The 26,031-nt window shown below is 71.3% G+C and carries 20 protein-coding genes and 2 tRNA genes; 13 read left to right on the top strand and 9 right to left on the bottom strand.

The genetic code is table 11. From position 1 onward, the window contains the following. Nucleotides 1-77: 77 nt before the first annotated feature. Together OG948_RS18015 and OG948_RS18010 are read right to left on the bottom strand one after the other, a co-directional pair. A complete protein-coding gene (locus OG948_RS18015; RefSeq protein WP_406297529.1) occupies nucleotides 78-1,076 on the bottom strand; it encodes a GlxA family transcriptional regulator in 999 nt (332 codons plus the stop codon). 601 nt (nucleotides 1,077-1,677) lie between these two features. Continuing rightward, nucleotides 1,678-2,223 carry a nuclear transport factor 2 family protein gene (locus OG948_RS18010; protein ID WP_406297528.1) on the bottom strand — a complete coding sequence of 182 codons (546 nt, stop codon included), beginning with the start codon at nucleotides 2,221-2,223 and terminating at the stop codon, nucleotides 1,678-1,680. Between the two features lie 187 nt (nucleotides 2,224-2,410). Between OG948_RS18010 and OG948_RS18005 the strand changes: the two genes are divergently transcribed. Further along, on the top strand, nucleotides 2,411-3,193 hold the full coding sequence (locus tag OG948_RS18005; RefSeq protein WP_406297527.1) for an SDR family NAD(P)-dependent oxidoreductase: 783 nt from the start codon (nucleotides 2,411-2,413) through the stop codon (nucleotides 3,191-3,193). A gap of 43 nt (nucleotides 3,194-3,236) precedes the next feature. Here OG948_RS18005 and OG948_RS18000 read toward each other — a convergent pair whose 3' ends face one another. Beyond that, the gene (locus tag OG948_RS18000) at nucleotides 3,237-3,842 is read right to left on the bottom strand and encodes a DUF4291 domain-containing protein (protein WP_406297526.1); all 606 of its coding nucleotides are present in this window, start codon (nucleotides 3,840-3,842) and stop codon (nucleotides 3,237-3,239) included. Between the two features lie 368 nt (nucleotides 3,843-4,210). Between OG948_RS18000 and OG948_RS17995 the strand changes: the two genes are divergently transcribed. The 6 genes from OG948_RS17995 (at nucleotide 4,211) to OG948_RS17970 (ending at nucleotide 10,184) form a co-directional block, all read left to right on the top strand. Continuing rightward, nucleotides 4,211-5,392, top strand: coding sequence for an acyl-CoA dehydrogenase family protein (locus OG948_RS17995; RefSeq protein WP_406297525.1), 1,182 nt, complete (start codon nucleotides 4,211-4,213; stop codon nucleotides 5,390-5,392). A gap of 8 nt (nucleotides 5,393-5,400) precedes the next feature. After that, nucleotides 5,401-6,375, top strand: a complete 975-nt coding sequence (locus tag OG948_RS17990; RefSeq protein WP_406297524.1) for a bifunctional MaoC family dehydratase N-terminal/OB-fold nucleic acid binding domain-containing protein — start codon at nucleotides 5,401-5,403, stop codon at nucleotides 6,373-6,375. Then, nucleotides 6,375-7,502, top strand: a complete 1,128-nt coding sequence (locus tag OG948_RS17985; RefSeq protein WP_406297523.1) for an acyl-CoA dehydrogenase family protein — start codon at nucleotides 6,375-6,377, stop codon at nucleotides 7,500-7,502. The genes OG948_RS17990 and OG948_RS17985 overlap by 1 nt, the downstream gene beginning before the upstream one ends. Continuing rightward, complete coding sequence (locus OG948_RS17980; RefSeq protein WP_406297522.1) at nucleotides 7,499-7,948, top strand: MaoC family dehydratase; 450 nt, start codon at nucleotides 7,499-7,501, stop codon at nucleotides 7,946-7,948. Before OG948_RS17985 ends, OG948_RS17980 begins: the two co-directional genes overlap by 4 nt. Beyond that, nucleotides 7,945-9,126, top strand: a complete 1,182-nt coding sequence (locus OG948_RS17975) for a lipid-transfer protein (RefSeq protein ID WP_395867526.1) — start codon at nucleotides 7,945-7,947, stop codon at nucleotides 9,124-9,126. The genes OG948_RS17980 and OG948_RS17975 overlap by 4 nt, the downstream gene beginning before the upstream one ends. A gap of 251 nt (nucleotides 9,127-9,377) precedes the next feature. Beyond that, complete coding sequence (locus tag OG948_RS17970; protein ID WP_406297521.1) at nucleotides 9,378-10,184, top strand: DUF1906 domain-containing protein; 807 nt, start codon at nucleotides 9,378-9,380, stop codon at nucleotides 10,182-10,184. A gap of 163 nt (nucleotides 10,185-10,347) precedes the next feature. Here OG948_RS17970 and OG948_RS17965 read toward each other — a convergent pair whose 3' ends face one another. Continuing rightward, a complete protein-coding gene (locus OG948_RS17965) occupies nucleotides 10,348-12,003 on the bottom strand; it encodes a long-chain fatty acid--CoA ligase (RefSeq protein ID WP_406297520.1) in 1,656 nt (551 codons plus the stop codon). A 336-nt stretch (nucleotides 12,004-12,339) separates the two neighbouring features. Here OG948_RS17965 and OG948_RS17960 point away from each other — a divergent pair, with 336 nt between their 5' ends. After that, the gene (locus OG948_RS17960) at nucleotides 12,340-12,657 is read left to right on the top strand and encodes a hypothetical protein (RefSeq protein ID WP_391587367.1); all 318 of its coding nucleotides are present in this window, start codon (nucleotides 12,340-12,342) and stop codon (nucleotides 12,655-12,657) included. 289 nt (nucleotides 12,658-12,946) lie between these two features. On the opposite strand, the gene OG948_RS17955 is transcribed toward OG948_RS17960, so the two are convergent. Further along, nucleotides 12,947-16,189 carry a PAS domain-containing protein gene (locus OG948_RS17955; protein ID WP_406297519.1) on the bottom strand — a complete coding sequence of 1,081 codons (3,243 nt, stop codon included), beginning with the start codon at nucleotides 16,187-16,189 and terminating at the stop codon, nucleotides 12,947-12,949. A 144-nt stretch (nucleotides 16,190-16,333) separates the two neighbouring features. Between OG948_RS17955 and OG948_RS17950 the strand changes: the two genes are divergently transcribed. Beyond that, nucleotides 16,334-16,422 (top strand) — tRNA-Ser (locus tag OG948_RS17950). A 555-nt stretch (nucleotides 16,423-16,977) separates the two neighbouring features. Then, nucleotides 16,978-17,050: transfer RNA gene (locus OG948_RS17945), tRNA-Arg, on the top strand. Between the two features lie 104 nt (nucleotides 17,051-17,154). On the opposite strand, the gene OG948_RS17940 is transcribed toward OG948_RS17945, so the two are convergent. After that, a complete protein-coding gene (locus OG948_RS17940) occupies nucleotides 17,155-17,457 on the bottom strand; it encodes a hypothetical protein (protein WP_406297518.1) in 303 nt (100 codons plus the stop codon). 202 nt (nucleotides 17,458-17,659) lie between these two features. Here OG948_RS17940 and OG948_RS17935 point away from each other — a divergent pair, with 202 nt between their 5' ends. Further along, nucleotides 17,660-19,123 carry an amino acid permease gene (locus OG948_RS17935; RefSeq protein WP_406297517.1) on the top strand — a complete coding sequence of 488 codons (1,464 nt, stop codon included), beginning with the start codon at nucleotides 17,660-17,662 and terminating at the stop codon, nucleotides 19,121-19,123. Then, nucleotides 19,120-20,052, top strand: a complete 933-nt coding sequence (locus tag OG948_RS17930; protein WP_406297516.1) for a universal stress protein — start codon at nucleotides 19,120-19,122, stop codon at nucleotides 20,050-20,052. The genes OG948_RS17935 and OG948_RS17930 overlap by 4 nt, the downstream gene beginning before the upstream one ends. 66 nt (nucleotides 20,053-20,118) lie before the next feature. Here the strand turns inward: OG948_RS17930 and OG948_RS17925 are convergent, their stop codons facing one another. Beyond that, nucleotides 20,119-21,264, bottom strand: a complete 1,146-nt coding sequence (locus OG948_RS17925) for an MBL fold metallo-hydrolase (protein ID WP_406297515.1) — start codon at nucleotides 21,262-21,264, stop codon at nucleotides 20,119-20,121. A 452-nt stretch (nucleotides 21,265-21,716) separates the two neighbouring features. On the opposite strand from OG948_RS17925, the gene OG948_RS17920 reads away from it, so the two are divergent. Continuing rightward, nucleotides 21,717-23,147, top strand: coding sequence for a PQQ-binding-like beta-propeller repeat protein (locus OG948_RS17920; protein ID WP_406297514.1), 1,431 nt, complete (start codon nucleotides 21,717-21,719; stop codon nucleotides 23,145-23,147). Nucleotides 23,148-23,270: 123 nt separating this feature from the next. Here the strand turns inward: OG948_RS17920 and OG948_RS17915 are convergent, their stop codons facing one another. Then, entirely contained in the window at nucleotides 23,271-25,232 is a 1,962-nt protein-coding gene (locus OG948_RS17915; RefSeq protein WP_406297513.1) for a phosphatidylglycerol lysyltransferase domain-containing protein, read from the bottom strand. A 275-nt stretch (nucleotides 25,233-25,507) separates the two neighbouring features. Next, a complete protein-coding gene (locus OG948_RS17910; RefSeq protein ID WP_406297512.1) occupies nucleotides 25,508-25,939 on the bottom strand; it encodes an ATP-binding protein in 432 nt (143 codons plus the stop codon). Nucleotides 25,940-26,031 lie beyond the last annotated feature (92 nt).

Below are 26,031 nucleotides of genomic sequence, written 5' to 3'. Positions count from 1 at the left end.
GTGACGGCGGTCGACGGAAGCGGGGCGGAGCCGATCCGGTTCGTGCCTCGACCACGCGGGACCGGCCCGCTCCTCGGCTATGCGCCCGTGCCCGGTGTGCTGCGGCCCGGGGCGCCGCGGAAGGCGGCGCGGTAGTCCCTCGGGGCGACACCGACGTGCCGGGTGAAGTGTTGGCGCAGGGCCAGGGGAGAGCCGAAGCCGCAGTGCCGGGCGATGGCGGTGATCGAGAGGTCGCCGATCTCCAGGAGGCGCTGTGCGGCCAGGACCCGCTGGGTGGACAACCAGCGCAGCGGCGAGGTGCCCGTGCTGCGCGCGAAGTGCCGGGCGAAGCTGCGTTCGGACATGCCGGCCAGGGCGGACAACTCGGCGACGGTCCAGGGGTGGCGCAGGTCGTCCAGGACCCGGCCGCGCAGTCGACCGAGGCCGTCGTCCGGGGCGGCGGGCGAGGCCGGTACCGGGTTGTTGACGAACTGGGCCTGGCCGCCCGAGCGGAAGGGAGCGGTCACCATCGTGCGGGCGATCTCCATGGCGGCGGCCGCGCCGTGGTCGACGCGGACCAGGTGCAGGCACAGGTCGATGCCGGCCGCCGAGCCGGCCGAGGTCCAGATCGAACCGTCGCCGACGAACAGGACGTTGGCGTCCACGGTGACGTCCGGGTACTGGTCGGCCAGGTCCTCGGTGTCCAGCCAGTGTGCCGTCGCGCGCCGTCCGTCCAGCAGGCCGGCGGCGGCGAGCACGAAGGCACCCGAACACAACGACGCGATCGTGGCGCCCCGTTCGTGCGCGGACCGCAGGGCCCGCAGCACGTCGTCGGGGAAGGTGTCGCGCCTCGGTACGACCCGGTGTTCGTTGCCCGGGACGATCACGAGATCACACTCGTCGAGGCCGTCCAGGTCGTGGTCGGGTATGCAGAAGACGCCGGCCCCCAGATTCACCCCGGCGCGTTGCGGGCCGCACACCCGAACCTCGAAGGCCGGGACGCCCCGGTCGGTGCGATCGACTCCCCAGACCTCGAAGGCGACCGCGTATTCGAACACCCGTACCGGGTCGAACAGCAGAATCCCCACGCGCCGCATGGCGGCAACCTAACCCGCCGGGCGTCGATGCCACCACGGCCCGGCCGGTGATCCGGTGGATCGGCCGGTCGGGCCGCGGTCCGCGCGAGCGCTCGGGCGACGAGCGGCTCCTCGTTCCCGATCCGTCCCGCGACGTCCGGGTCCTGTCCGTTCCCGCGGCAGGCTCCGGGCGCATCCTTGGTGCGACTCGCGCCCATCCGCCCCGTGACCGATGGGATCGAGCGGCCGGATCGGCGTACCGCACACCCCGGGAAGGTCCTCGGGGCCGAGGTGTGCGGCGGCTTCCGGCTCGCCTTCGATCCTTGTCGCTGTCGTCGGGTCGAGGTGAGTGGCAGAAATGCCAACCATGGATGGATTCCTGCCACATCCGGCAGGCGTGCTCCGAGCCGGGGCCACGGTCGGGGGTGGAGGTGTGCATAAGACGGGTGCTCGTAAGACGGGTGTTCGTGGACGAGTGCGCAAGCGGAGGTGGGCGTCGGCGCAGGTGTGCATAAGTTGTCCACAGCCTGTGGAAACTTTTGGGGGATGTCGGGGCTTCCTGTGGACAAGACGTGTCCCATGGTGGGCCGGGCCGGCCCCGGCGCGCCCCGGTGACACGCCGTCAGACCCCCTTGCGCGCCGGCACCTCGTCCGGGTCGAGCCGGCGCATGTCGGCGAAGCCGTCACCCGTGGAGTAGCTGTCCTCGCACAGCACCAGCGCGTCGGCGTCGAAGCCCCACACGATCGCCATCTGCGTCTCGTACAGATAGAACGCGTCGACGTCCGGCATCGGCCGGCCCATTCCGGCCAGGACCCGTCCCGGATAGGCGATCCGCAGGATGCCCTCGGTCACCACGGTGTCCTGATCCACCGTCAGGCGGTCGATGTGGTGCGCGAGTCGGCCGCAGTCGTTGTCGACCACGGCACGATAGAACTCGCGAACTTCGGCGTGACTCTTGGGGGCACGGTCCACCGGGGACGCACCCCACTGGTGGTAGACCGCCCGCGGCGAGACGGTGGCCATCAGGGCGTCCAAGTCGCCCTCGTGCTCGGCGCGCATGTGCGCCACCAGGGTGGTCAGGATCGCGTGCCGACGCGGATCGTGCTCCGCCGCCAGGCGTTTCTCGGCGAGTTCCCACGTGCGTCGCGCGTCGATGAGCCCGGTCATGTGTCCACCCTCCGCCGGTCGTTGTGTTTCCCGACACCTTGCACCGAAGTAGTTCACTGTGCAATACAAGTAATTGACTGTGCAATGCAAATCTCCACGCGTGTCACACCTGCGATCCGCCCGGGTGGCATACCGGCGGTTCCGCTCGGTGCGGCGTGCCGTGTTCCGGACGACGAGGTGGCGACAGATGAGCGACGCAGGTGAAGTGCGGGACGCGAACGCGATGTTCGACCTGACCGGCCGGGTGGCGATCGTGACCGGCGGCAGCCGGGGCATCGGCCGGGCGATCGCGCACGCGTACGCGTCGGCGGGCGCCTCGGTGGTGATCGCGAGCCGCAAGGCGGACGCGTGTGACGCGGTGGCCGAGGAGATCACCGCGGCCGGCGGCCGGGCGCTCGCGGTGGCCACCCACTGCGGCGATCTCGATCGATTGGCCGCTCTGGTGGACGCGACCGTCGAGCACTTCGGCGGCATCGACATCGTGGTCAACAACGCCGCGAACGAACTGGCGCAACCGGTCGGCGAGATCACCCCCGCCGCGTGGGACAAGTCGTTCTCGGTCAACCTGCGCGGCCCGGTGTTCCTGGTCCAGTACGCGCTGCCGCACCTGATCGCCTCCGGGCGCGCGGCGGTGCTGAACGTGGTCAGCGCGGCGGTGTTCACGCGTGCCGAGGGCAAGGGACTGTACGCCGCGGGCAAGGCCGGTCTGGTCGCCTTCACCCGCACGATGGCCGGCGAACTGGCCGAACACGGCATCCGGGTCAACGCGATGGCCCCGGGCGCGGTGGAGACCGACATGGTCCGCAAGACCGGCCCCGAGACGATGGCCCGGATGAAGGGTGCCGCGCCGTTGAAGCGGATCGCCGCGCCGGAGGAGATGACCGGTCTGGCGCTGCTGCTCGCGTCCGACGCGGGCAGCTTCATGACCGGACAGATCGTCAGCATCGACGGCGGGCTGACCGTGCACTGAGCCGGGCGCTGCCCGGTCGGGCACGGCTCGCTCGGGGCGCGGCTCAGTCGAGTGCGGTGGCGCCGATCACCGGGACGAGTGTGTCCGGGAGCGGGTACACCGACTCGGCCGGCACGGATGCGGCGGCCGTGGCCAGGTCACCGGCGCGGACCAGATCGTGCACCCGGTGCGCGAGCGCGGTCACGTCGGTGATCCGGCGCGTCCACTCGTCGGCATAGGCACGCGTCGCCCACCCGGCCAGTCCGAGCTGCAACGAACGATGCGCCAACGGCCGCAGGGTCAGGTCGCGTTCGGGGTCCCACTGGATCCGCACCGTGGTCGCGTGCAGCCGCCGACCCCACGTGTCCCGGTCCGGATGGGTGGTGTGGTCGTAGTGGCTCAGGCACGCCCCGGCGAGCGCGGCCTCGAAGCCCTCGCGGCTGATCTCCAGGGCCAGCACCCGCTCCTGCTTGGGCTTGGTCGCCCATCCGCTGCGGTACATCATCCAGGTGAAGCTGGGCTTGACCCAGGTCATCCGCTCCCGACTCCAGGTGTCCGGAAACCGCTGCCCCCGGATGGCCGCGTCGGCGATCTGCGGCTTGTACGCCTGGTACACCGTGACGGTGTCGTCGGTGTACGCGGCGCGGATCTGTCGGTTCGGTATGTCCATGCCCGCAGTCTGTTCGCCCCACCCGACCCGCGACCAATCCTTTTCCCCCGGCCCACGAGTCCACCGGCACACCGGTCGTCGCCGCGAAGCGGCCGGGTCCGGCTCCACCCCCCGCTCGGGTGGAGGCCGCTCGGGCGAGGACACGGCCGCTGCGGTGGGGGTCGACGGAGGTGTGATCCCGCCTCCAAAAAATGCTTGATATTGACAAGCGATCGCGAGTCGGAGAGATTCGATGTTGCCGGGCGACACGCGTTCCCGGTCCGTATCGATGTGCAGCGCGGGGCAGACCCGACCGCGACCCTTCCGTGCCCGGCGGGCGTCGACCCGCGTCGCGACCACGCGATCCACGCACGTGAAGGAGCAGCGACGTGCATCTCGCCCCGACCCCAGCGCAGGACGCTCTGCGGGCAGAACTGCGGGACTATTTCACCCGCCTGATCACCCCCGACGTCCGCGCGGAACTCGACCGCGAGGGCGAGGGAGGTGGCCCCACCACCCGGCGGGTGCGCCGGCAACTGGGCGCCGACGGCTGGCTCGGCATCGGTTGGCCGGCCGAGTACGGCGGCCAGGGCAAGGGCCCGGAGATGCAGTTCATCTTCTTCGACGAGGCGTACCGCGCCGGCGCGCCGGTCTCCATGGTCACCCTGAACACCGTCGGCCCGACCCTGATGAAGTTCGGCACCGAGGCGCAGAAGAGCTACTACCTGCCGAGGATCCTCGCCGGCGAGATCATCTTCGCGATCGGCTACAGCGAGCCCTCGGCCGGCACCGACCTGGCGTCGCTGCGCACCCGCGCGGTGCGCGAGGGCGACGAGTGGGTGATCAACGGGCAGAAGATCTTCACCTCGACCGCCCAGGGCGCCGACTGGATCTGGCTCGCCTGCCGCACCGACGTGGACGCCCCCAAGCACAAGGGCATCACGATGATCCTGGTGCCCACCAGCGACCCGGGCTTCTCCTGGACCCCGATCGTCACCGTCGGCGGGATGACCACGACGGCCACGTACTACGACAACATCCGGGTGCCCTACGACAACCTGGTGTTCGAGGAGAACTCGGGCTGGAAGCTGCTCACCAACCAGCTCAACCACGAGCGGGTCGCGCTCGCGGCACTGGGCATGCAGGCCGAGGACTTCTTCGCCGAGGTGCTGGACTGGGCCCGCGAGACCGAGATCGAGCCGGGCGTCAAGGTGGTCGACCAGCCCTGGGTCCAGCTCAAGTTCGCCGAGACCTACGCGCGCCTGTCCGCCGTACGGATGTTCAGCTGGCGGCTCGTGCACGACGTCGGCAACAACACGCTCAACGCGGGTGACGCGTCGGGCGTGAAGTTCTTCGGCACCGAGGGTGCCATCGAGGTGTATCGCAACCTGATGGAGATCGTCGGCCCGGACGCGACCCTGCGACCGAAGTCGCCCGGCGCGTTCAGCGACGGCCTCCTGGAGGCGATGAACCGCCGCGCGCAGATCAACACCTTCGGCGGCGGCGTCAGCGAGGTCCAGCGCGAGATCGTCGCCATGGTTCGCCTTGGCATGACCCGAGTGAAGCGGTGAAGGACGACATGACCGACCCCAACAGCCAGGACAAGGCCGCCTTCCTCGCGGTCGTCAAGAAGTACGAGGGTGTGCACGACGTCTCCGGCGTGCTCGCGCTCGACCCGGTCAACGGGCCGATGATTCGGCACTGGGCCGAGGCCATGGGCGACACGAACCCGGTGTACACCGACCCCGAGGCCGCCGCCCGCACCCACTTCGGCGAGGTGGTCGCGCCCGCGACCATGCTCCAGGTGTGGATCATGCGCGGCCTGGAGGGCGGCGCCCCGGCGAACTCGGCGACCGGCGAACTGTACAAACACTTCACCGACAACGGCTTCGGCTCGGTGGTGGCCACCAACTGCGAGCAGGAGTACCTGCGCCCGCTGCGCCTGGGCGAGGTGGTGCAGTACGACCAGCTGATCGAGACCGTCTCGGACGAGAAGACCACCGGCCTGGGCACCGGCCACTTCATCACCACACTGACCAACATCTACGTCGACGGCGAGGCCGGCCGCGAACTGGTCGGCACGCACCGCTTTCGGATCCTGCGCTACACCCCGCACAAGAAGAAGGCCAAGGCCGCGCCGCCCGCCGAGCGGCCGCTGCGCCCGCGCAAGGTGGTCAACAAGGACAACCAGGCGTACTGGGACGGTGTGGACGCCGGGAAGCTGCTGTTCCAGAAGTGCGCCGCCTGCGCCACCCCGCGCTTCCCGTTCGCGCCCGGCTGCAACAACTGCGCGTCGCTCGAATGGGAGACCGTCGAGTCCGCCGGCAAGGGCGTCGTGTACTCGCACGTCACGATGCACTATCCGAAGTTCCCGGCGTTCGACATGCCGTACGCGGTCGGCCTGATCGAACTCGAGGAAGGCGTCCGGATGCTGGGCAACGTGCTCGGCGTCCCGCACGACGAGGTTCGCATCGGGATGCCGGTCGAGCTGGAATTCGTCACTCACGACGCCGAGTTGACCGTGCCCGCGTTCCGAGCGGTTGGGGAGAACTGATGGACTTCAACCTCACCGAGGACCAGCGCGAGCTGTCCTCGCTGGCCGAACGCATCCTCGCCGACCAGTCCACGGACGAGCGGCTGAAGAAGCTCACGCAGTCCGGCGCGGACCTGGACACCGAGTTGTGGGGCAAGATCGCCGAGGCCGGTCTGGTCGGCGCGCTCGTCGAGGAACGGCACGGCGGCGGCGACCTGGGCCTGGTCGGCCTGGCCCTGCTGCTGGAGCAACAGGGCCGGTTCACCGCGCAGATCCCGCTGCTCGACACGGTCGTGTACGGGCTGCTCCCGCTGCTTCGGTTCGGCTCGGACGAGCTGATCGAACGCGACCTGCCCGGGCTCCTGGACGGTTCGCGGATCGTGGCCGGCGCGCTGGCCGAGGTCGGCGCGGGACTGCCCGCCGTACCCAAGGTGACCGCGCGACGGGACGGTGCCGGCTATCGTCTGGACGGCGACAAGCGCGCGGTGGCCTGGCTCACCGTCGCCCACCGGATCCTGGTCACCGCGTCGCTCGACGGCGCGCTCGCGGTGTTCACCGTTGACGCGGACGCCGCCGGCGTCGAGATCGAGGCCGCGCCGACCACCGCGCCGTGGGCCTCGGGCAACCTGCGACTGACCGACGCGCCCGCCCGGCCGGTCGGCACCGTCGAGGCCGGCCCCGAGGTCGCCGCGTGGATCGTCGACCGCGCGCGCGTCGCGCTGGCGGCCCAGCAACTGGGCGTGTGCGAGCGCGGCCTGGCCCGCACGGTCGAACACGTGAACGCCCGCGAGCAGTTCGGCAAGCCGCTGTCCACCAAGCAGGGCGTGATGTTGCGCGCCGCCGAGGCGTACATGGACACCGAGGCCATCCGGGTCACCACGCTGGAGGCCGCGTGGCGGATGGACCGGGGTGAGGCGGCCACCGAACAGGCGCTGGTCGCGCGCTGGTTCGCCTCCGAGGCGGGCAAGCGTGTGGTGCACGCGTGCCAGCACCTGCACGGTGGCACCGGCTCCGACGTCGACCACCCCATCCACCGCCACTTCCTGTGGGGCCGTCAGATCGACGTGACCCTGGGCAGCGGCATCCAACAGCTCGCCGCGCTCGGCAAGCTGCTCGCCCACGTGCCCGCCCAGGGAGGCAGCCGATGACCACCGAGGACCTCGTGAGCCGGACCCACGCGCAGGTGTCCGTCGGCGACGAACTGCCGCCGCTGGCCATTGCGCTGACCCGCACGCTGATCGTGTCGACCGCGCTGGCCACCCGCGACTTCCAGGACGTGCACCACGATCCGCAACTCGCGGCGGACAAGGGCTCGCCGGACATCTTCATGAACATCCTGACCAGCAACGGCCTGGTCGGGCGCTACATCACCGACTGGGCGGGCCCCGAGACCGAACTGCGCAAGGTCGCGATCCGGCTCGGCGCGCCCAACTACCCCGGCGACACCATGACCCTGACCGGCACGGTGACCGCCAAGACCACCGCCGAGGACGGCACCGCGCTCGTGGAGATCGCCGTCGTCGGCGCCAACAAGCTCGGCAACCACGTCACCGGCACGGTCACGGTGAAGCTGCCGGAAGGAGCCGAAGCGTGAGCCTCAAGCACGCCGACAATCTGCGCGGCAAGACCGCCATCGCCGGGATCGGCGCGACCGAGTTCTCCAAGGAGTCCGGTCGCAGTGAACTGCGCCTGGCCGTCGAGGCGGTCGGCGCCGCGCTCGACGACGCCGGGATCGCGCCGTCCGAGGTGGACGGCCTGGTCAGCTTCACCATGGACACCAACCCCGAGATCGCGGTCGCCGCGGCGGCCGGGATCGGCGATCTGACCTTCTTCAGCCGGATCCACTACGGCGGCGGCGCGGCCTGCGCCACCGTCGCGCAGGCCGCGATGGCGGTCTCCAGCGGGGTCGCCGATGTGGTGGTCTGCTACCGCGCGTTCAACGAGCGCTCCGGCCGCCGGTTCGGCTCCGGTGTACTCCAGCGCGACCCCACCGTCGAGGGCGTGGGCCTGGGCTGGAACATGCCGCACGGCCTGCTCACCCCGGCCTCGTGGGTGGCCATGTTCGCGCAGCGCTACCTGCACGTGTACGGCGCGACCACCGAGGCGTTCGGCCACGTCGCGGTCGCCGACCGCAAGCACGCCGCGAACAACCCGAAGGCGTACTTCCACGGCAAGCCGATCACGCTCGAGGACCACCAGAACTCGCGCTGGATCGTCGAGCCGATGCGGTTGCTCGACTGCTGCCAGGAGACCGACGGCGCGCAGGCGATCGTGGTCGTCAGCGCCGAGCGTGCCAAGGACCTGCGGCAGAAGCCCGCGATCATCAACGCGGCCGCACAGGGCGCGGGTCGCCTCCAGGACCAGATGACCAGCTTCTACCGGGACGAGATGACCGGTCTCGCCGAGATGGGCGTGGTCGCCAAGCAGTTGTGGCAGACCTCGGGGCTGACCCCCGACGACATCCAGACGGCGGTGCTCTACGACCACTTCACCCCGTTCGTGCTGATGCAGTTGGAGGAGTTCGGCTTCTGCGGGCGCGGCGAGGCGCCGGCGTTCGTCGCGAACGGCGGGCTGGAACTGGGCGGCAAGCTGCCCACGAACACGCACGGCGGCCAACTGGGCGAGGCGTACCTGCACGGGATGAACGGCATCGCCGAGGGTGTCCGGCAGATCCGCGGCAGCTCGGTCAACCAGGTCGAGAACGTGCACAACGTGCTGGTGACGGCGGGGACCGGGGTGCCGACTTCGGGGCTGGTGCTGGGCGTCGAGTAGGCGGGGCCGGGCGGGGCCGGCGGGCGCGACCGAAGCGGCCGGACGCCACCGGCGCGGGCGCCGCTCGCCCGTGGCGCGCGGGTGCCGCCGTGCCCGTGCCGCCCGGTGCCGTTGTGCCCGGACTGCCCGGTGCCGCTCCGCTTGGGCCGCTCGGGTGACGCGTCGGCGCGTCGCCCGAGCGGTCCGGCGGATCCGCCGGACGCGGTGCGCAGCGTGGTGGGACGTCCTTTCCCACCACGCCGGGAGGCACCGTGCGCCCTTCGCTCACTCGTCGCATCGCCTCGGCCGTGTTGCTCACCGCCGTGCTCGGCCTGTTGCCGGCCGGGCTCGCCGAGGGTGCCCGCGCACGTTCGGGACAGCCCTTCCTCGTCGACGGGCCGGGCTTCGACACGTGCGAGACACCGACCGTGGAGACCATGCAGGCCTGGCGGGACTCGCCGTACAAGGTGGTCGGGATCTACGTCGCGGGCGACAACCGCGCCTGCCGGAGCAGCCGGTTGACCCGCGACTGGGTCACCGCCGTACATCGCCAGGGCTGGGACTTCCTGCCGATCCAGGTGGGCCTCCAGGCGCCCTGCTCGCAGTCCGGCAAACCGGGCAGGATCGACCCGGCCCGCGCCGCGGCGCAGGGCGTCGCGGAGGCCGACGACATGGTGGACCGCAGCACGGCGCTCGGATTCAAGCGCGGCAGCGCGGTCTGGTACGACATGGAGGCGTACGACAACACCGACGTCGCCTGCCGGACCGCGGTGCTGGACTTCGTCTCCGCGTGGTCCGACCGGGTCCGCGAACGCGGCTTCCTGGCCGGCTACTACAGCAGCCTCGACTCCGGCATCGCCGACCTGGTCGAGGCGGTCGACAAGCGCTCCGTCCCGGACGCGGTCTGGTACGCCCGCTGGGACGATCGCGCGGTCACCACCGGCGACGGCGCGCTCCCCGACGGCCATTGGCGGGACCGGCGCGTGCACCAGTACAGCGGCAACGTCACCGAGACCCACGGGGGCAAGAAGATGAACATCGACCGCAACGCGGTCGACGGGCCGGTGGGCGTCTTCTGACGACCCGGCCCACGCGAGGTGACCACCACCACCGGGTCCACACGGGCGCGTGAGCAGTCCACGCGGCGGGTGAGCATCGCTCCCGCGCGGCGTGGGCGCCGGTGTCGTGCGGCACGCCGGTCGGGCCGGGATCGGCCCGACCGGCGACGCCCGGGTCGACGGCTCAGCCCCGGTCGAGTTCGCTGACCTCCAGCGCCCCCTCCGCGTACTGGCTCCGGATCACCTTCTTGTCGAACTTGCCCACGCTGGTCTTGGGCACGGCGGTGATCAGGCTCCACCGCTCGGGCACCTGCCAGCGGGCCACCTTGCCCGCGAGATAGTCGCGCAGTTGCTCGATCGTGGTCTCCGCGCCCTCGCGCAGCACGACCGTGGCCAACGGGCGCTCGCCCCACTTGTCGTCGGGCACGCCCACCACGGCCGCCTCGACCACGTCGTCGTGACCCATCAGGGTGTTCTCCAGTTCGACCGACGAGATCCACTCGCCGCCCGACTTGATCACGTCCTTGGCCCGGTCGGTCAGCCGCAGGAAGCCGTCGGCGGTGATCGTGCCGACGTCGCCGGTACACAACCAGCCGTCCTTGAACCGGCCGCCGCCACTGGCGTCCACCGATCCCTCGTCGCCGATGTAGGCACCCGCGATCCACGGACCGCGCACCAGCAGTTCGCCGACCGCCTCGCCGTCGAGCGGGACGTCGTCCCCATCCGGACCGACCAGTCGGGCCTGCACCGAGGCGGGCAGCCGCCCCTGGGAGATCCGGTACGGGAACGCCTCGTCGCCGGTGAGCCCGGCCGGCGGGCGGGCCACCGAGCCCAGCGGCGAGGTCTCGGTCATCCCCCACGCGTGGATGATCCGCACCCCGTGCCGTTCCTCGAACGCGTGCATCAGACCGGGCGGGCAGGCCGAGCCGCCCACCACGACCTCCTTCAGCGAGGACACGTCGGTCTTGTGCACGTCGAGGTGGTCGAGCAGGCCGGTCCAGATGGTCGGCACCGCGGCGGCGAACGTCGGCCGCTCGGCGGCGATCATCGTGGCCAGCGGCTCCGCCTGGAGGAACCGGTCGGGCATCAGGATCGACGCGCCGCACAACATCGCCGCGTACGGCAGGCCCCACGCGTTGACGTGGAACATCGGCACCACCGGCAGCAGCAGGTCCCCGGAGCCCAGGCCGAAGCCCTCCATCGAGCACACCTGCATGCTGTGCAGGTAGGTCGAACGGTGGCTGTACACCACCCCCTTGGGGTTGCCCGTGGTGCCGGAGGTGTAACACATCGCCGCGCCCTGCCGCTCGTCGATGTCCTCGGCCCAGTCGAACTCGGTCGGCCGTCCGGCGAGCAGGTCGTCGTAGCGGTGCACCTGCTTGCCGCAGTCCGCGAGCGGAGCCAGATCGGTGTCGGCGCCGGTGACCACGACGTGTTCGATGGTCCGGAGCTGGGGCAGCAGCGGCGCGGCCAGCGCCGCGAGCGAGCCGTCCAGCACCAGCACCCGGTCGTCGGCGTGGTTCGCGATGTAGATCAACTGCTCGGGCGGCAGCCGCAGGTTGAGCGTGTGCAGCACCGCGCCCATCGACGGGATCGCGAGGTAGCACTCCAGGTGCTCCTGGTTGTTCCACAGGAAGGTGGCGACCCGCTCGTCGCCGGTGATGCCGAGCTCGCGCAGGCCGTGGGCGAGTTGCGCGGAGCGCCGACCGACCTCCGCGTAGGTGGCCCGCCTGGGCGCGCCGCCGGTCCAGGTCACCACCTCCGAACCGCCGTGCACCGTGGTGCCGTGTCGCATTATGCGAGCGATCGTCAAGGGCACGTCCTGCATCGTGCTCAGCACTGTGTGGCCTCCCTGCATTCGCCGGACGGGGACCGGTCGAGGTGAAGGGATTCTTTCTCGCGGATCGGGTGGTTGTCAGCCCCCGGAGCGTGCGCTTCCAGATGCGCGTCGAGCGCCGGACCACGCGCCCGGCACGATCCGCCGTGCGCCCATACGGGTGAACCAGGCGTGGCGATCGGCCGATCGGGCTAGCCGAACGGAAGAATGCGACGGTGTCCCGGTTGCACCGATGACACATCGTTTTCGGTGGAACGCCGCGAGCATTCGGTAAATCCCGCTTTCCGCTCTTCCGGAGGGGGACCGGCGAGCCCTCGGCTTCCCCTTGGAGGGCGCCCCATGTACCCGCTGGAGGTGCGATCCGAACCGCACCGACCGTACGACGTCGTGCTGCCGGACGCGCTCGGCCATCCCGTGCTCGGCTTCCGGGACGGCTATTGGTTCCGGCTCGATCGGGACGGGCCCCCGCGTCCGTTGTGCGCGCGCACCGCGATCATCGGACATCCGGAGTCCGCCGGGCCTATCGTGCAGGTCATGTGTTGGTGGATGCGGGAACACCACGACCACCCCCAGGCGATGGATCTCGCCACCGAACTGGCGTTGACCGTCGGCGAGATGAGTCGCCGGCTGCATGCCCAGGGGCCGGCGGCATGGTGAGGCGCTGCGGGTCGGTGCGGATACGGCGGGTGCCGTGCGGCCCTCGGGAGCCGGCGGTCCGGGTGCGGTGGTGTGCGATTCCGTGCTGCCGGACCGGGCCTCGGCGGCGGTGCGGGTGAGCGGGTCCTCGCCCGGACGGGTTCGAGGTTTCGCCCGGGTGGTCCGCTCGTCCGGGTGACGCGCGCGGACGATGGGCGGATGCCGGGTCGGTCGCCGACCCGGCGTGCCCGCCTGCTCGCGCCGTCTGCCCACCCGGGTCCCCTGCTTGGCGTTCGCCTACCCGGGTCCCCTACTTGGGTGACGCGATCTTGCCGAGCAGGTCGACGATGCGCTGTTGTACGTCCTCGCGGGTCGACCGCTCGGCCAGGAACAGCACGGTCTCACCGGTCTGCAGCCGGTGCAGGTCGTGCTCGACCAGGTCGAGCGTGGTGTAGACGACGATCGGCGTCGAGTGCAGGCGCGCGTTGTTGCGCAGCCAGTCCACCACGCCCATCCGGCGCCGGCGCACCAGCATCAGGTCGAGCACCACGAGGTTGGGCTCGACACTGGACGCCTTGGACACCGCCTCGCTCTCCGAGGCCGCGTGCACCACGTCCATGCCGCGCCGCTCCAGCGACGCGGTGAACGCCGCCGCGATATCCGGGTTGCCCTCGACCAGGAGCACCCGGGAGGCGTGTCCGGCGCTGTCCGCCGGCGCGAGCGAACGCAGCAGCACCGCCGGGTCGGCGCCGAACGCGGCGTCCCGGGTGGCCTGCATCAGCCCGGCGGTGACCAGCACCGGGATCTGCGCGGCGGTGGCGGCGGTACGCAGCGACTGGAGCGCGGTACGGGTGATCGGCCCGGTCAGCGGATCCACGAACAGCGCGGCGGGCTGCACCGGGACGCTCGCGTCCACCTCCTCGCGCGAACGCACCAGGAGCGGACTCCACCCGCGCGCGGTCAACGCGCCCGCCGTCGCACCGTCCGGCTCGGGCCAGACCAGCAGCCGGCGCGGCTGCCCGTCCGGCGCGGGCGTGACCATGGTCGGCAGGTCGGCGCCGGACATCGCCTCGGCGTCCCCGGGCGGCGCGGCCGGGAAGCCGGGTCGCCGGCCCTGAACCGGAATCGGCTGATCCGGCCCGGCCGGGATCGGTGGCAACAACTCGGTCGGCATGTCGGCGGCGGCGGGCCGGCCCGGCCGATCCTGCACGCTGGTGGTCCGTCCGGCACCGTCCGACGTACGACCCTGGGCCGGGATGGCCGCCGGCGGCGTGGACAACCGGCGCCGGGCCTGCGCGCCCTGCGGGGTGTGCGTGCCGTTGAGCCGCCCGCCGGCCGCCGGTGCCGACGTGGGCGAAGCGGTGGCGGCGGGTCGTTGCGGCAGCGCGGTCGGCTCGGGCCGCTCGACCTCGGCCCCGGCCTGGTGGGCGACCCCGCGGTGCGATCCGGACGGTCCGTCGGCGGACTCGCCGGCGTCGTGCGTGTCGCGCGAGGGCCGGCCGCGCCGCGAGCGCGGCGGATAGACCGCCTCGAACGCGCCGCTGTTGTTGCGCGCGGCCTCCTCGGCCTCGTCGTACCCGTCCGAGTCGGGCCGCTGGTGCCCGCCTTCGGCGGAACCCGTGCTCGCGGGCACCAGCGGCACCGGCGCGACCGTGCCCGGCGGCAACGCGAACGGTCCCTGCGGCGCGGCGGCCACCGAACCGGGCGGTGGCGGTGCGGGCACCGGCGGGGTGGACGAACCGGCCGGCTCCAGGCGGGCCCGAGGCGGCTGCGCACCGCGTCCGCGCACGGCGAGTTCGACCCCGCTGCCCGGCGCGGGCGCGGGTCGCGCGGCGGCGTTCCCAACCCGCTCGACCTCCGCACGACCCTTCGGCTCCGCGGTGCCGGCCCCGCTCTTCGGCTCGGCGGCCTCGCCGTCCTCCGCGTCGTCCGCTTCCGGACCGGTCGACTCGGCCGCGGTGTCCTCGTCCTCGTCGGTCGGCTTCGCGGCGCCCTCGGCCTCGCTCTTCCCGTCCTTGCCCTTGTCGCCGTCGCCCTTACCCTTGCCGGCCTTGTCGGCGGCCGGGTCCGGTCGGCCCGCCTGGCGCGCCCGGCGACCCTTGGCCGCGCGGTGCTCGCCGGAGCTCTCGACCTGCTCGGCGGCCTCCGCGTCGGCGGGCAACTCGACCACGTACGTGCTGCCTCGGCCGGGCATCGTGTGCGACTCGACGGTGCCGCCGTGCGCCTCGACGACCGCGCGCGCGAGCGGTACCCGGACGGCACTGCCCCGGCTCTCCGGACCACGCACCTCGATCCGGGCGAGATCGCCGCGCTGGGCCGCCGCGACCACGACGGTGGAACCCTCGGGGCCGGCCGCGACGACGTCCGCGAGTAGGTGGCCCAGGGCCCGGGTCATCGCGTCCACGTCCACCCGCACCCCGACCGGAGACGCGTTCACCGCGAACTCCACACCCGCGCCGCGCGCGAGGTAGGTCACCGTCTCCATGGCCCGATCGACGAGGTCGTCCACCGTGGTCGGCACCCGCTCGGGCTCGGCCGCCGCGTCGGCGTCCTGCGGCTCGGCCGGTTCGGTACCGGCCGCCTGGTGCGCGAGCACCTCGCCCGCCAGCTCCTCCAGGCTCTCCAACTCGCCCGCGACCTGACGCACCATCCGCCGGGCGCCGTGACCGACGTCGCCGGCCGCTCCGTCGGCCACCTTCTTCAGCCGACCGCGCACCGCCGCGAGCCGCCCCAGTATCTCGCCGTCGACCAACTCGGCGAGCTGGGACCGACGTTCGCTGAGCAGCTTCTCGCGCGCGGTGTCGCTGAAGGTCATCACGGCGCCGACCACGGCACCGCCGAGCAGGATCGGCGCGGTGATCATGTCCACCGTCACGTAGCCCTCGTCGCCGCGCCACAAGACCTGGTCGCGCAGCCGCTGGCGGCGACCGTTGCCCAGGGTGACCAGCGGCGGGCACTCCTCGGCGGGCAGCGCGGTGCCGTCGGCTCGGGCGTGCATGAGCAGTTCGTGGACGTTCCGGCCGCCGAGGTCGCTCGCGCGATGGCGCAGGATCCGGGCGGCGGCCGGGTTGGCCAGCACGATGTTGCCCTCGGCGTCGATGCCGATGATGCCCTCGCAGGCCGCGCGCAGGATCATCTCGGTCTGCCGCTGCTGGCGCGCGAGTTCGGCCTCGACGTCGACCTTTCCGGTCAGGTCGCGCACGACGATCATCAGCAACTCGTCGTCGTACCCGGCGGGCAGGTTCGCGCTGGTCACCTCGACCGGGAACACCCCGCCGTCGGTGCGGTGCGCGGACATCCGGGTCGGCTTGGTCCGAGTGTCGCGCGAGTCGTTGGCCCGGACCGAACCCGGGATGCGCCGGTGGTCGAACGAGGGCAACAGATCGAGAAGCCCGCGACCCACCACGGGAGTACCCGGCGCCTCCAGGACCTCCAGTGCCATGGCGTTCGCATTGACGACGGTGCCGTTGCGATTCACCAGCAGGAGAGCGTCCGGCAGGGCGTCGAGTATGGCGGCGAGGCGAGCAGCGCCTCGGGATGGCCTGCTGCTCACGAAGCGCGTACCTCCTCCGGTCCTCGTACTGCGCGACGGCCATCTTGCCCGTCGCCGCCGAGGCATGTCACGACCGACTATCCCATTGTTTTTGCAGTCACGTTGACGAGCCTAGTAATCTGTTCCTCGTCGGCAAACACCGATGGAGGCTTCGCCTAGTCCGGTCTATGGCGCCGCACTGCTAATGCGGTTTGGGTTCATCCCCATCCCGGGTTCAAATCCCGGAGCCTCCGCTTCACGAACAGCCCGTCCGGTCCCACCGGGCGGGCTGTTTCGCGTCCATGGCGATGATGTTTCGGTGAGCGCACGGCGACCACGGGTCACGACTCGGGACGTGATGTCCGGTATAAGGCTCTTTTCCGGAGCCGTCGCCCGACCCGCCGCCCACCCGACCCGAGCGCCTCGCCCGGTCCATCGCCGCCGGTCCACGACCCGCCCGCACGACGCGGCGAAGCGCCTTCCGATTCCCCCACCGGCCGACATGTCCGAAAGGGCGCTTTCAGCTCACAGCGAACAGACCGGGAACACCCCCGCGCGCGTCGGCACGGGGACGACACCCACACCGGCGACCGACCCCTCGCCACGCTCGCCGGCCTCCGTCGGCCACCCGCCGGCCACTCTCCGAAGAGCCTCGCCGGCCACCCGCCCGCCCCCACCCGTCCCGCCGCCGATCACCCTCCAAATGAAGGTGCTTGATCAGCAAATGCCCGACTCCGACCGCCCCTCGAACAATGGATTTCACCCCCGGCCGGGGAGCATGTATTGTTGACCTCGGTCAAAGCGACCAAGCGCTCGTAGCTCAACGGATAGAGCATCTGACTACGGATCAGAAGGTTGCAGGTTCGAATCCTGCCGAGCGCACAGGATTGTGCTTCCGACGCAGGCCAGACTCGAACAGGGTCTGGCCTGTTTTGTGTTTCCGAACTTGTTCTCGCTCGCGTACGTGGTGAACTGGACGTAGTAGGTCACGACACCGGCCTCCCCGGGTTGCCGTCGGCTCCCTGGACACCGTTGAGGTCTCCGTGACGGACGCGCTCCATGGCCTCGTCGGCCGCGACACGTTCTTCTTCGGGGATGGCCCAGCCGAGGATGGCTCGGCGCATGATGTGTTCCAGGGGAGTGGCGTACATCTCCCTGTCGAACTCTTCGCGCTGGTCCTCGGGTAGTGATGCCCTGATCTTGCCCAGCGTGTTCGGGAGCACGATCTCGCCGGCCTTGACGCTGACGTGGGTGTAGATCGGCTCGACGGCATCTTCGTTCGTGTTCATTCGCTCAGCCTGACACCGCTTCGTGTTTGGTTGGTGGACGGGCACACGCGGATCGATGCGGGCGCCGAGCACGCGCCGTTCGTGCCCGCCCGTGCGCCGCCGGGTCGATGTCCCCGGCCGGGCCGAATGGCTGAAGGCTCGTTCGATACCCGGACATCGGGGCACCCGTTCCTTCTCGGACCCGTTCCCCAGGGAGGCCGGATTGCCCGCCAGCCACGCCGTACCCCGCTCGCGCAGCGGAGTGCTGCGGACGAAACCCGTGGACGCCATCCTCGAGGAGAGCGGCGGCGGCGGCGAAGGCGGGGAGGAAACCGGCCTGCGGCGCTCCATGGGGCTGCTCGAACTGACCTTCTTCAGTGTCGGCGCGACCCTGGGCACCGGCATCTTCGTGATCCTGGGCGAGGCGGTGCCCAAGGCCGGCCCGGCCGTGGTGATCTCGTTCCTGCTCGCGGCGGTCACCGCGTTGTTCTCGGCGCTGTCCTACGCCGAACTGGCCGGGACCATCCCGGTGTCCGGCTCGTCCTACTCCTACGCCTACGCCACCCTCGGTGAAGGCATCGCGTGGGTGTGCGGGTGGTGCCTGCTGCTGGAGTACGGCGTGTCCATCTCCGCCGTCGCGGTCGGCTGGGGGCAGTACGTCAACGAACTGCTCGACTCCGCCTTCGGGGTCAGCCTCCCCGATGCGATCAGCCAACCACCCGGCGACGGCGGCACGTTCAACGTCCCGGCCGTGATCGTGGTGCTGCTCGCGGTGATCCTGCTGATGCGCGGCGTGTCGGAGAGCGCCGTGGCCAACACGATCATGGTCTTCATCAAGCTGATCACGCTCGCGTTCTTCTGCGCGATCGCGTTCACCGCGTTCGAGGCCGGCAACCTGACCCCGTTCGCACCGCTGGGCGTGGCCGGGATCAGCGCCGGCGCGTCCCAGGTGTTCTTCTCCTATATCGGCTTCGACGCCGCCTCCACGGCCGGCGAAGAGGCCAAGAACCCGCGCCGGGACCTGCCGTTGGCGATCCTGATCTCGCTCGCGATCGTCACGGTCGTCTACGTCGCGGTCGCGCTCGCGGCGCTCGGCGCGTTGCCCTGGCAGGAGTTCGAGGGCAGCGAGGCGACCCTCGCGAAGATCGTCACCGATGTCACCGGCAGCTCCTGGGCGTCCACGATCCTGTCCGCCGGCGCCATCATCTCGATCGCCAGCGTCGTGCTGACCGTGCTGTACGGGCAGACCCGAATCCTGTTCGCGATGTCCCGGGACGGCCTGATCCCGCCGATCTTCGCGAAGGTGAACCGGCGTACCCAGAGCCCGGTGGCGAACACGCTGATCACCGGCGCGTGGGTGGCCGTACTCGCCGCGCTGGTCCCGCTCGGCCGACTCACCGAGGCCACCAGCATCGGCACCCTGTTCGCGTTCGCGCTGGTCAACATCGGCGTGATCGTGCTCCGCCGGACCCGGCCGGACCTGCCCCGCGGCTTCAGCACCCCGTTCTTCCCGATCACCCCGATCCTGGGCGTCGGCTTCTGCATCTACCTGATGGCTCGGCTCTCCGGCACCACGTGGCGGGTCTTCCTGGTCTGGATGGCGGCCGGCGTGGCGATCTACTTCCTGTACGGCTACCGCCACTCGCGCTGGCGCGCCCGATCCGCCGACGCCGAGGTGGGCCCGTGAGCGGGGACGGCGCGCGGATGCGCATCGTGGTGGGCTGCCGGCCGGAGCCGCGCGGCCAGGACGCGCTGGCGCTGGGCACGCTGCTCGCCCGGCAATTGGGCGCCGGCGTCGTGCTCGCGCACATCCAACCGCCCGCGCTGCCCGGCGCGGGGGTGGGCGCCGTGGACGCGGAGTGGCGCGCGTTCCTGCGCGAGGAGACCGAGTGGCTGCTCAACGACGCGGAGAGCCGAATTCGGGACTGGGCCCCGGAACTGCCGGTGGAACGCGCGATCGGCCACAACCGCGGCAGCGGCCGGGGCCTGGCCCGGATCGCCGAGAGTCACCGCGCCGCGCTCGTGGTGCTGGGCCCGGCCCCGGGCGGCCGGACCGCGCGCGTCGCGCTCGGCAGCACCGCCGATCAACTGCTGCACGGCTCACCGGTGCCGGTCGCGCTGGCCCCGCGCGGCTTCGCCGACCACCCGCCGCCTCGCATCGCCCGGTGCACGATCGCCTACCAGCGCGAGCCGCAGCTCACCGGAGTGCTCACCTGCGGCGTGGAGTTCGCCCGCCGACTCGATGCCGACGTGCGGCTGCTCACCCTGGTGCTGCGCCCGGTCCGGCTGTACTCGGGCAAGCAGCACCAGTCCGCCGAGCACCAGGTATTGCGGGCCGCGCGCGAACAGGCCCGGCAGGACCTCGCGACGGCGATGGCCGAGATCGACGTGTCGGTCGACGCGGAGACCGCCGAGGGCGACGACGTACGCGCCGCGATGGACACCGTCACCTGGGCCGACGACCTGCTGATCTGCGCGTCCAGCACGGTCGGCCCGGTCAAACGGGTCTTCGTCGGCGACGTCTCGCACAAGATCGTCCGCAACGCCCGCACCCCGGTCATGGTCCTTCCCCGCGGCGTCCGAGCCGAACTGTGGGACACGTCCGGCCCAACGTGATCTCGGCCAGGACACCCGCCCCCGACCACCGCTGCCCGGCCCCGCCCGTTCAGCTCTCCGTCCCCCTCACGCCGCCGGCACCGCCCGGACCGACGCCGCGGGTTCCGTCGCCACGTCGCCCGCCCACCGGTTCGGCGCCGCCGCCACCTCCCGCCACCACGGCTCCACCTCGGCCCCGTCGACCAGCGCCGGCTCGAACAGCGCGCCGGGACGCGGGATCACCAGGTCGGTGCCCAGCGCCCGAGCCGCCACCGCCGACCGCTCGGCGGGCTCCTCCCAGGCATGCGGCGCCAGATCGAACGTCCCCCAGTGGATCGGCAACATCAACCCACCACCCAGCTCCGCGTGCGCCTGCACCGCGCCCTCCGGGTGCAGATGCACCTCGGGCCACGCCTCCGCGTACGCGCCGGCCTGAATCATCGTCAGATCGAACGGCCCGTGCTCGCGCCCGATCTCCGCGAAGCCCGGGAAGTAGCCGCTGTCCCCGCTGTGGAACACCCGGTGCCGGGGCCCGGCCACCACCCACGATGCCCACAGCACCGTGCCCAGCACTCGCGCGCCGCGATTGCAGTAGTGCCGCGCCGGCGTCGCGGTGAAAGTCAGCCCGGCGACCTCGCCCGCCTCGTGCCAGTCCAGCTCGGTGATCCGCTCCGCGCCGACGCCCCACCGCTCCAGGTGCGCCCCGATGCCCAGCGGCACCACGAACGCCGTGTCGCGCCCGGCCAGGGCCCGGATCGTGGCCATGTCGAGGTGGTCGTAGTGGTCGTGCGAGACGACCACGACGTCCACCTCGGGCAGGTCGGCGAAGCGCACCGGCACCGCGTGCAGCCGCGCCGGGCCGAACGCCGCCGACGGCGAGCACCGCGTGCTCCAGACCGGGTCGAACAGGACCCGCACACCGTCCATCTCGACCAGCACGGTCGCGTGCCCGAGCCAACACGCGCGCAGCCCGGTCATCGGCGTCCGGGCGAAGTCCAACGCGGACGGGGTGACCAGCGGAATGGCGCCGGCCGGCCGACGCAACCCGGCCGCGGCCTTCTGCGCGCGCAACATCTTGCCGATCGCGCCGGGACTGCCACGCCGAGTCGGCACCGGATTCCGGAACGCGCCGTCGCGGAAGTGCGGTGATCCCTGGATGCGCGCCAGGCGCTCGCCGGCGGGTCTGGCGCCGAACGCAGCGGGCGCCAAAGACGTCAAGAAGTGCCCGGCCACATGGACTCCTCGGGCAAGCGGGGCCTTCGGCCGACCGTGCTGAGGCCGGACCGGCGACCGGTGATCGGGATGAGTGGAGATTAACCCGGCCTCCATGGCTGAAACGTCGTCCCGGGGGAGGGGGTGCGCCCGCACCGCTCCTCCCCTCGGAGTAGGGGTCGGACGAACGCGGGAGTGCTTTGTCCGAGAACCGACCCCTCGATACCGGGTTGCGCCGTCCGAGTGAGCGAAGCGTTGCCCCACCGGCCCCACCGCTGTCGGCTCACGTGAGTAGGGTCGAGCCATCGCCACGGGGGATGACGGCGCATCAGTCCCCTTGTACGGCATGGTTCTTGCGCCCGGTTCACGGTTCCCACGGCGGATCCCCGCAGCCGCCGCGACCGACCGCAGCCACCCGCATGGACACACCACCCACAGCCACCCGAACAGAGCAGCGGAGCCGAGGAGTCGTCATGCCCGAGACCCGTACCTACCTTGAGTTGTCCGAAGAAGGCGACGGCGCGCACAAGTACTACGAGGTCGTCGTCGACGGCGTCGACGTCACGGTCACGTACGGGCGGATCGGAGCCAAGGGCCAGACCGGCACGGTGACCCACGCCACCCCGGAGAAGGCCGCCGCGGACGCCAAGAAGAAGGTCGCGGCCAAGCTGCGCAAGGGCTACGAGGCCGCCGTGCAGGGCGTTCGCCAGCCGCGCGCGATCACCCGCCGCGAGATCGTGTCCCGGCCGACCACGGCCCGCAACTCGGCGCCGGTGTTGTGGCGCTACCGCACCGGCTCCTCCGCGTTCGGCATCTTCGTCGACTCCGAGCGGGTGTTGGTGGGCAACCAGCGCGGCGACGTGTGGTTCCTGGACCACACCGGCGTCGTCACCGGCCGCTACCAACTGCCCAACGGCGTCAAGTGCATCGTCGCGGACGACTCGTGGATCTACGCCGGCTGCGACAACGGCAACGTGTACGACGTCGGCGGCAAGGCCCCGCGGGTGGCCTACGAGATCACCGACAACATCGACATCTACTGGCTCGACATCCACGACGGCGTGCTGGGCGTGTCCGACTCCAACGGCGGCTGCACCACGATCGACCACGAGGACGAGTCGTTGTGGGCGGCGGCCACCAACGGCACCGGCGCGTGGATGGTGCGCTGCGACGAGAACGCGATCTTCCACGGGCACAGCGCCGGCGTACAGGCGTTCGCCGCCGGCGACGGCAAGGAGCTGTGGCGGACCAAGACCCGGGGCGGCGTGCTCTTCGGGTGGCAGGAGAAGGACGACGTCTACGCCGGTACCTCCGGCAACAAGGTGCACCGGATCGCCAAGTCGGACGGCACGATCCGCACCACCTACGACTGCGACGCGTCGGTGTTCTCCTGCGCGACCGCCGAGAACGGCAAGTACGTCTTCGCCGGCGACAGTTCCTCCACGGTCTACTGCTTCGCCGAGGACGGCAAGCGGCTGTGGAAGTTGGGCACCACGTGCGGCTCGGCCTACTCGATGCAGTACCACGACGAGCGGCTGTACATCGTCACCACGGACGGCTCGCTGGCCTGCATCGACGTGAGCGAGGCGGCGATCGAGGCGGCTCAGGTCGGCACCGTTCCGCAGGTGCGCGACGTCAAGGCGGCCACGATCGAGGCGGTGGTGCCGACCACCGAGGTGGCCACCACCACCGAGGCCGGCACCGGCGTCGTGGTCGAGTGTGTCGACCAGGGCGGCGGCCGGCTGCGGGTGCACGTGGTCACGGCCGGTTACGAGAGCGGTTGGAACGTGCAGTTCCCGAAGAACGTCCGGGTCGCCGGCGCGCGCTACGTGGTGGACTCGGTACACCCGGCGGACCGCGGCGGCTTCTACCGTGTGCGCGGCGAGATCCGCCGCCTGGTCTGAGTCGACCGGGCCGGTGCGGACCCGCCGGGATCCCCCGAACAGGTCCGCAAGCCCCGCCGAAACGCCCGAAGGGCGGCGCTCCCAGTCGGGAGCGCCGCCCTTCGGCGCGATCGCACGGACCGCTCAGGGTTGCTTGTGCTCTGCCGGCTCCCGCTGCTCGGCGGTCCACCCGGCGAGCGGCGGCGTGGTCTCGTCGGCCTTGCGCTTGGCCAGGGCCGCCACCCGCTGCTCGTGCCGGGCGCCGAACAACTGGGGCAGCGTGGGCGTGGTCAGGAAGCCCTCGGCCCGAGCCGCCGCGATGCCGATCCGGGGCAGCTCGCTCGCCTTGCGGAAGCAGATGTAGCGCGGCTCCCAGATCGGCCGGTACTTCTCGTTGGCCCGGTACAGCGATTCGATCTGCCACCAGCGCGAGAAGAACACCAGGACGGTGCGCCACAACCGCAGCACCGGGCCCGCGCCCAGCTTGTTGCCGCGCTCGAAGACCGACCGGAACATCGCGAAGTTGAGCGAGATCCGCTCGATGTCGACCGGCGAGGACGGCTCGGGAGCGGCCTCGGCGTCCGGCTCCGGCGCCCGGCCCTTCCCCTTGCCCTTGGCGGGCTTGGCGTTCGCCGCGGCGTACGCCTTCGCACCCTCTATCACGTCGAGCACCATGAACTCGATCAGACCGTTGTCCGAGTCCCGGTCGCGGCGCATCAGGTCCAGCGAGACGCCCTTGCAGCCCCACGGTACGAAGCTCAGCACCGCACGCAGCCGACCCTCGTCGTCCATGCACTCGACCATCAGGCAGCGCCCGTCGTCGGGGTCGCCCAGTCGGCCCAGCGCCATCGAGAAGCCGCGCTCGGTCTGCCCGTCCCGCCAGTGGTCGGCCAGGTCGAGCAGCTCGCGCATCTCGCCCTCGGGGATGTCCTCGTGCCGGCGCACCCGAGTGGTGTAGCCGGCCCGCTTGACCCGGTTGTACGCCTGCCGGACGCCGCGCATCGCGCGGCCCTCCAGACTGAACTCGGCCACCTCGACGATCGCCTCGTCGCCCAGTTCCAGTGCGTCCAGACCGTGCCGGGCGAAGATCGTGCCGGCCTCCTCGCTGGCACCCATCACGGCCGGCACCCACGCGCGGTCCTCGGCCTCGGCGAGCCAGCGGTCGATCGCGCCGGGCCACGCCTCGGGGTCGCCGATCGGGTCGCCGGACGCGAGCGAGACGCCGCCCACGACCCGGTAGGCGACAGCCGCCTTGCCGCTGGGCGACCACATCACCGCCTTGTCCCGACGCAGCGCGAAGTAGCCGAGCGAGTCGCGCTCGCCCTGCTTGTCGAGCAGTTCGCGCAGCAGCACCTCGTCGTCGGGGGTGAGCAACTCGCGCCCCTTGGGCGCGCGGAACAGTACGAACAGCACCAACAGGAACAACATCACGCCGGCCACGTTGATCACGATGTCGACCCAGCGCGGCACCGACACGGAGCCCAGATCGCTGTCCGGCGCGAGGGTGAAGATGCGCAGCACCGCGTACAGGATCCGGTCGCCCATGCTGGAGGTGGGGATCCGGTCGGTCGCGTTGACCAGGGTCGAGCCGAGCACCACGCCGACCACCGCGCCGCCGGCCAGCACCAGGCCCGCCTTGAGCACGTTGCCCCGGTCACCCTTGGCGCCGAACTCGGCGAAGCTGAGCAGCAGCGCGACGCAGATCAGCAGGGTGATGATCGTCGACGACCAGTTGAACGGGTGTTGCCGCAGGTCGTCGAACCACAACGCCCAGATGTACACGCCGGTGGAGGGCACCAGCAGGATCGCCGTGAACGCCCAGGCGGCCCGCTTGCGGCGGGCGAGCATGATGGCCAGGAAGGCCGCGAGCGCGGCCGAGGTGAAGCCGGACGTGACCAGGAACGGGGTGTAGTACTCACCCGTGTCGTGGTGTCGTACCCGGTCCCGCAACGGGACCGAGATCGCCGAGACGAAGTCGAGCGCCGCCACGATCCGCAGATACCAGATCAGCACCCCCGCCGAGATCCCGCGCACGCGCTCGGCGGCCGGGGTGCCGGTGCCGTTCTTGTTGTGGCCGTTCGCGGCGGCCCGCGTCGTGGCAGACACCGTGCTCCTCGATTGTGGGGTGGTGGAAAAGTCTCCTGTGTCTTATGTCCAGGATTGCGACTCTTCGTAACGCTCGCACAACAGCGTAGACACGCACCAAGATATTTGGATGCGCACGACGGCCCCGTTGTACGTCATCCCACGGAGGGATACCCGATCGTTTGCTAATCCCAATGGTGGATAAGCGCGGAGCGGACGCACGGCGGGGCCGGTGCGGCATGAATGGACACGCCGCACCGGCCCCGCCGGTTTCACTGGGGTTCCAACCGAATGAATCAGCCGCCCAGCGGGAGTCCGCCGAGGGAGGGCACGGCGGGCAGGGACGGTGCGGCGGGCACGCCGCCACCGGCGAGCTGACCGGCGGCCGGGGCCGCCTGCCCGACCGCGTCACCGGCGGCCGGCGCGGCCGCGGCGGCGCCCTCACCCAACGTCTTGTTCACGTTCGAAGCGGTGGTGCCGGCCGTCTGACCTGCGGTCTTCGAGGCCGCGGGGACGGTCTTGGAGGCCGCGCCCCCCGCCGTGTTGCCCGCACCCTCGGCGGCCGCGGGCACCTTGTCGGCGACGCCGCCGACGTCCGGCTGGGTCAGCGCGCCGAGGCCGCCCGTGGGCAGGTCCACCGCGTGGGCGGCGGACGCGCCGAGGATCGGGGCGGCGCCGGCGGCGATGAGCAGCGCGGCCTGGGCTACGCGGCGCGAGATGTGCGTCATGGTGCTCCTCGAGGTGTCACTGGGAGGCCGGGCCCCTCCGGCACCGGCCACAGTGACTACCGCTCGAAACACGATCGGGTTGCGGGCGTCGT

The organism is Embleya sp. NBC_00888, from assembly GCF_045207655.1.
Taxonomy (GTDB): Bacteria; Actinomycetota; Actinomycetes; order Streptomycetales; family Streptomycetaceae; genus Embleya.
Note: the sequence above shows the minus strand (reverse complement) of the source record. Positions and strands in the feature narration are given on the sequence as shown.

Coding starts and splice junctions, on each gene's coding strand:
- OG948_RS18015 (WP_406297529.1), bottom strand. CDS start 1,076: ATGCGGCGCGTGGGGATTCTGCTGTTCGACCCGGTACGGGTGTTCGAA.
- OG948_RS18010 (WP_406297528.1), bottom strand. CDS start 2,223: ATGACCGGGCTCATCGACGCGCGACGCACGTGGGAACTCGCCGAGAAA.
- OG948_RS18005 (WP_406297527.1), top strand. CDS start 2,411: ATGAGCGACGCAGGTGAAGTGCGGGACGCGAACGCGATGTTCGACCTG.
- OG948_RS18000 (WP_406297526.1), bottom strand. CDS start 3,842: ATGGACATACCGAACCGACAGATCCGCGCCGCGTACACCGACGACACC.
- OG948_RS17990 (WP_406297524.1), top strand. CDS start 5,401: ATGACCGACCCCAACAGCCAGGACAAGGCCGCCTTCCTCGCGGTCGTC.
- OG948_RS17985 (WP_406297523.1), top strand. CDS start 6,375: ATGGACTTCAACCTCACCGAGGACCAGCGCGAGCTGTCCTCGCTGGCC.
- OG948_RS17980 (WP_406297522.1), top strand. CDS start 7,499: ATGACCACCGAGGACCTCGTGAGCCGGACCCACGCGCAGGTGTCCGTC.
- OG948_RS17960 (WP_391587367.1), top strand. CDS start 12,340: ATGTACCCGCTGGAGGTGCGATCCGAACCGCACCGACCGTACGACGTC.
- OG948_RS17940 (WP_406297518.1), bottom strand. CDS start 17,457: ATGAACACGAACGAAGATGCCGTCGAGCCGATCTACACCCACGTCAGC.
- OG948_RS17920 (WP_406297514.1), top strand. CDS start 21,717: ATGCCCGAGACCCGTACCTACCTTGAGTTGTCCGAAGAAGGCGACGGC.
- OG948_RS17910 (WP_406297512.1), bottom strand. CDS start 25,939: ATGACGCACATCTCGCGCCGCGTAGCCCAGGCCGCGCTGCTCATCGCC.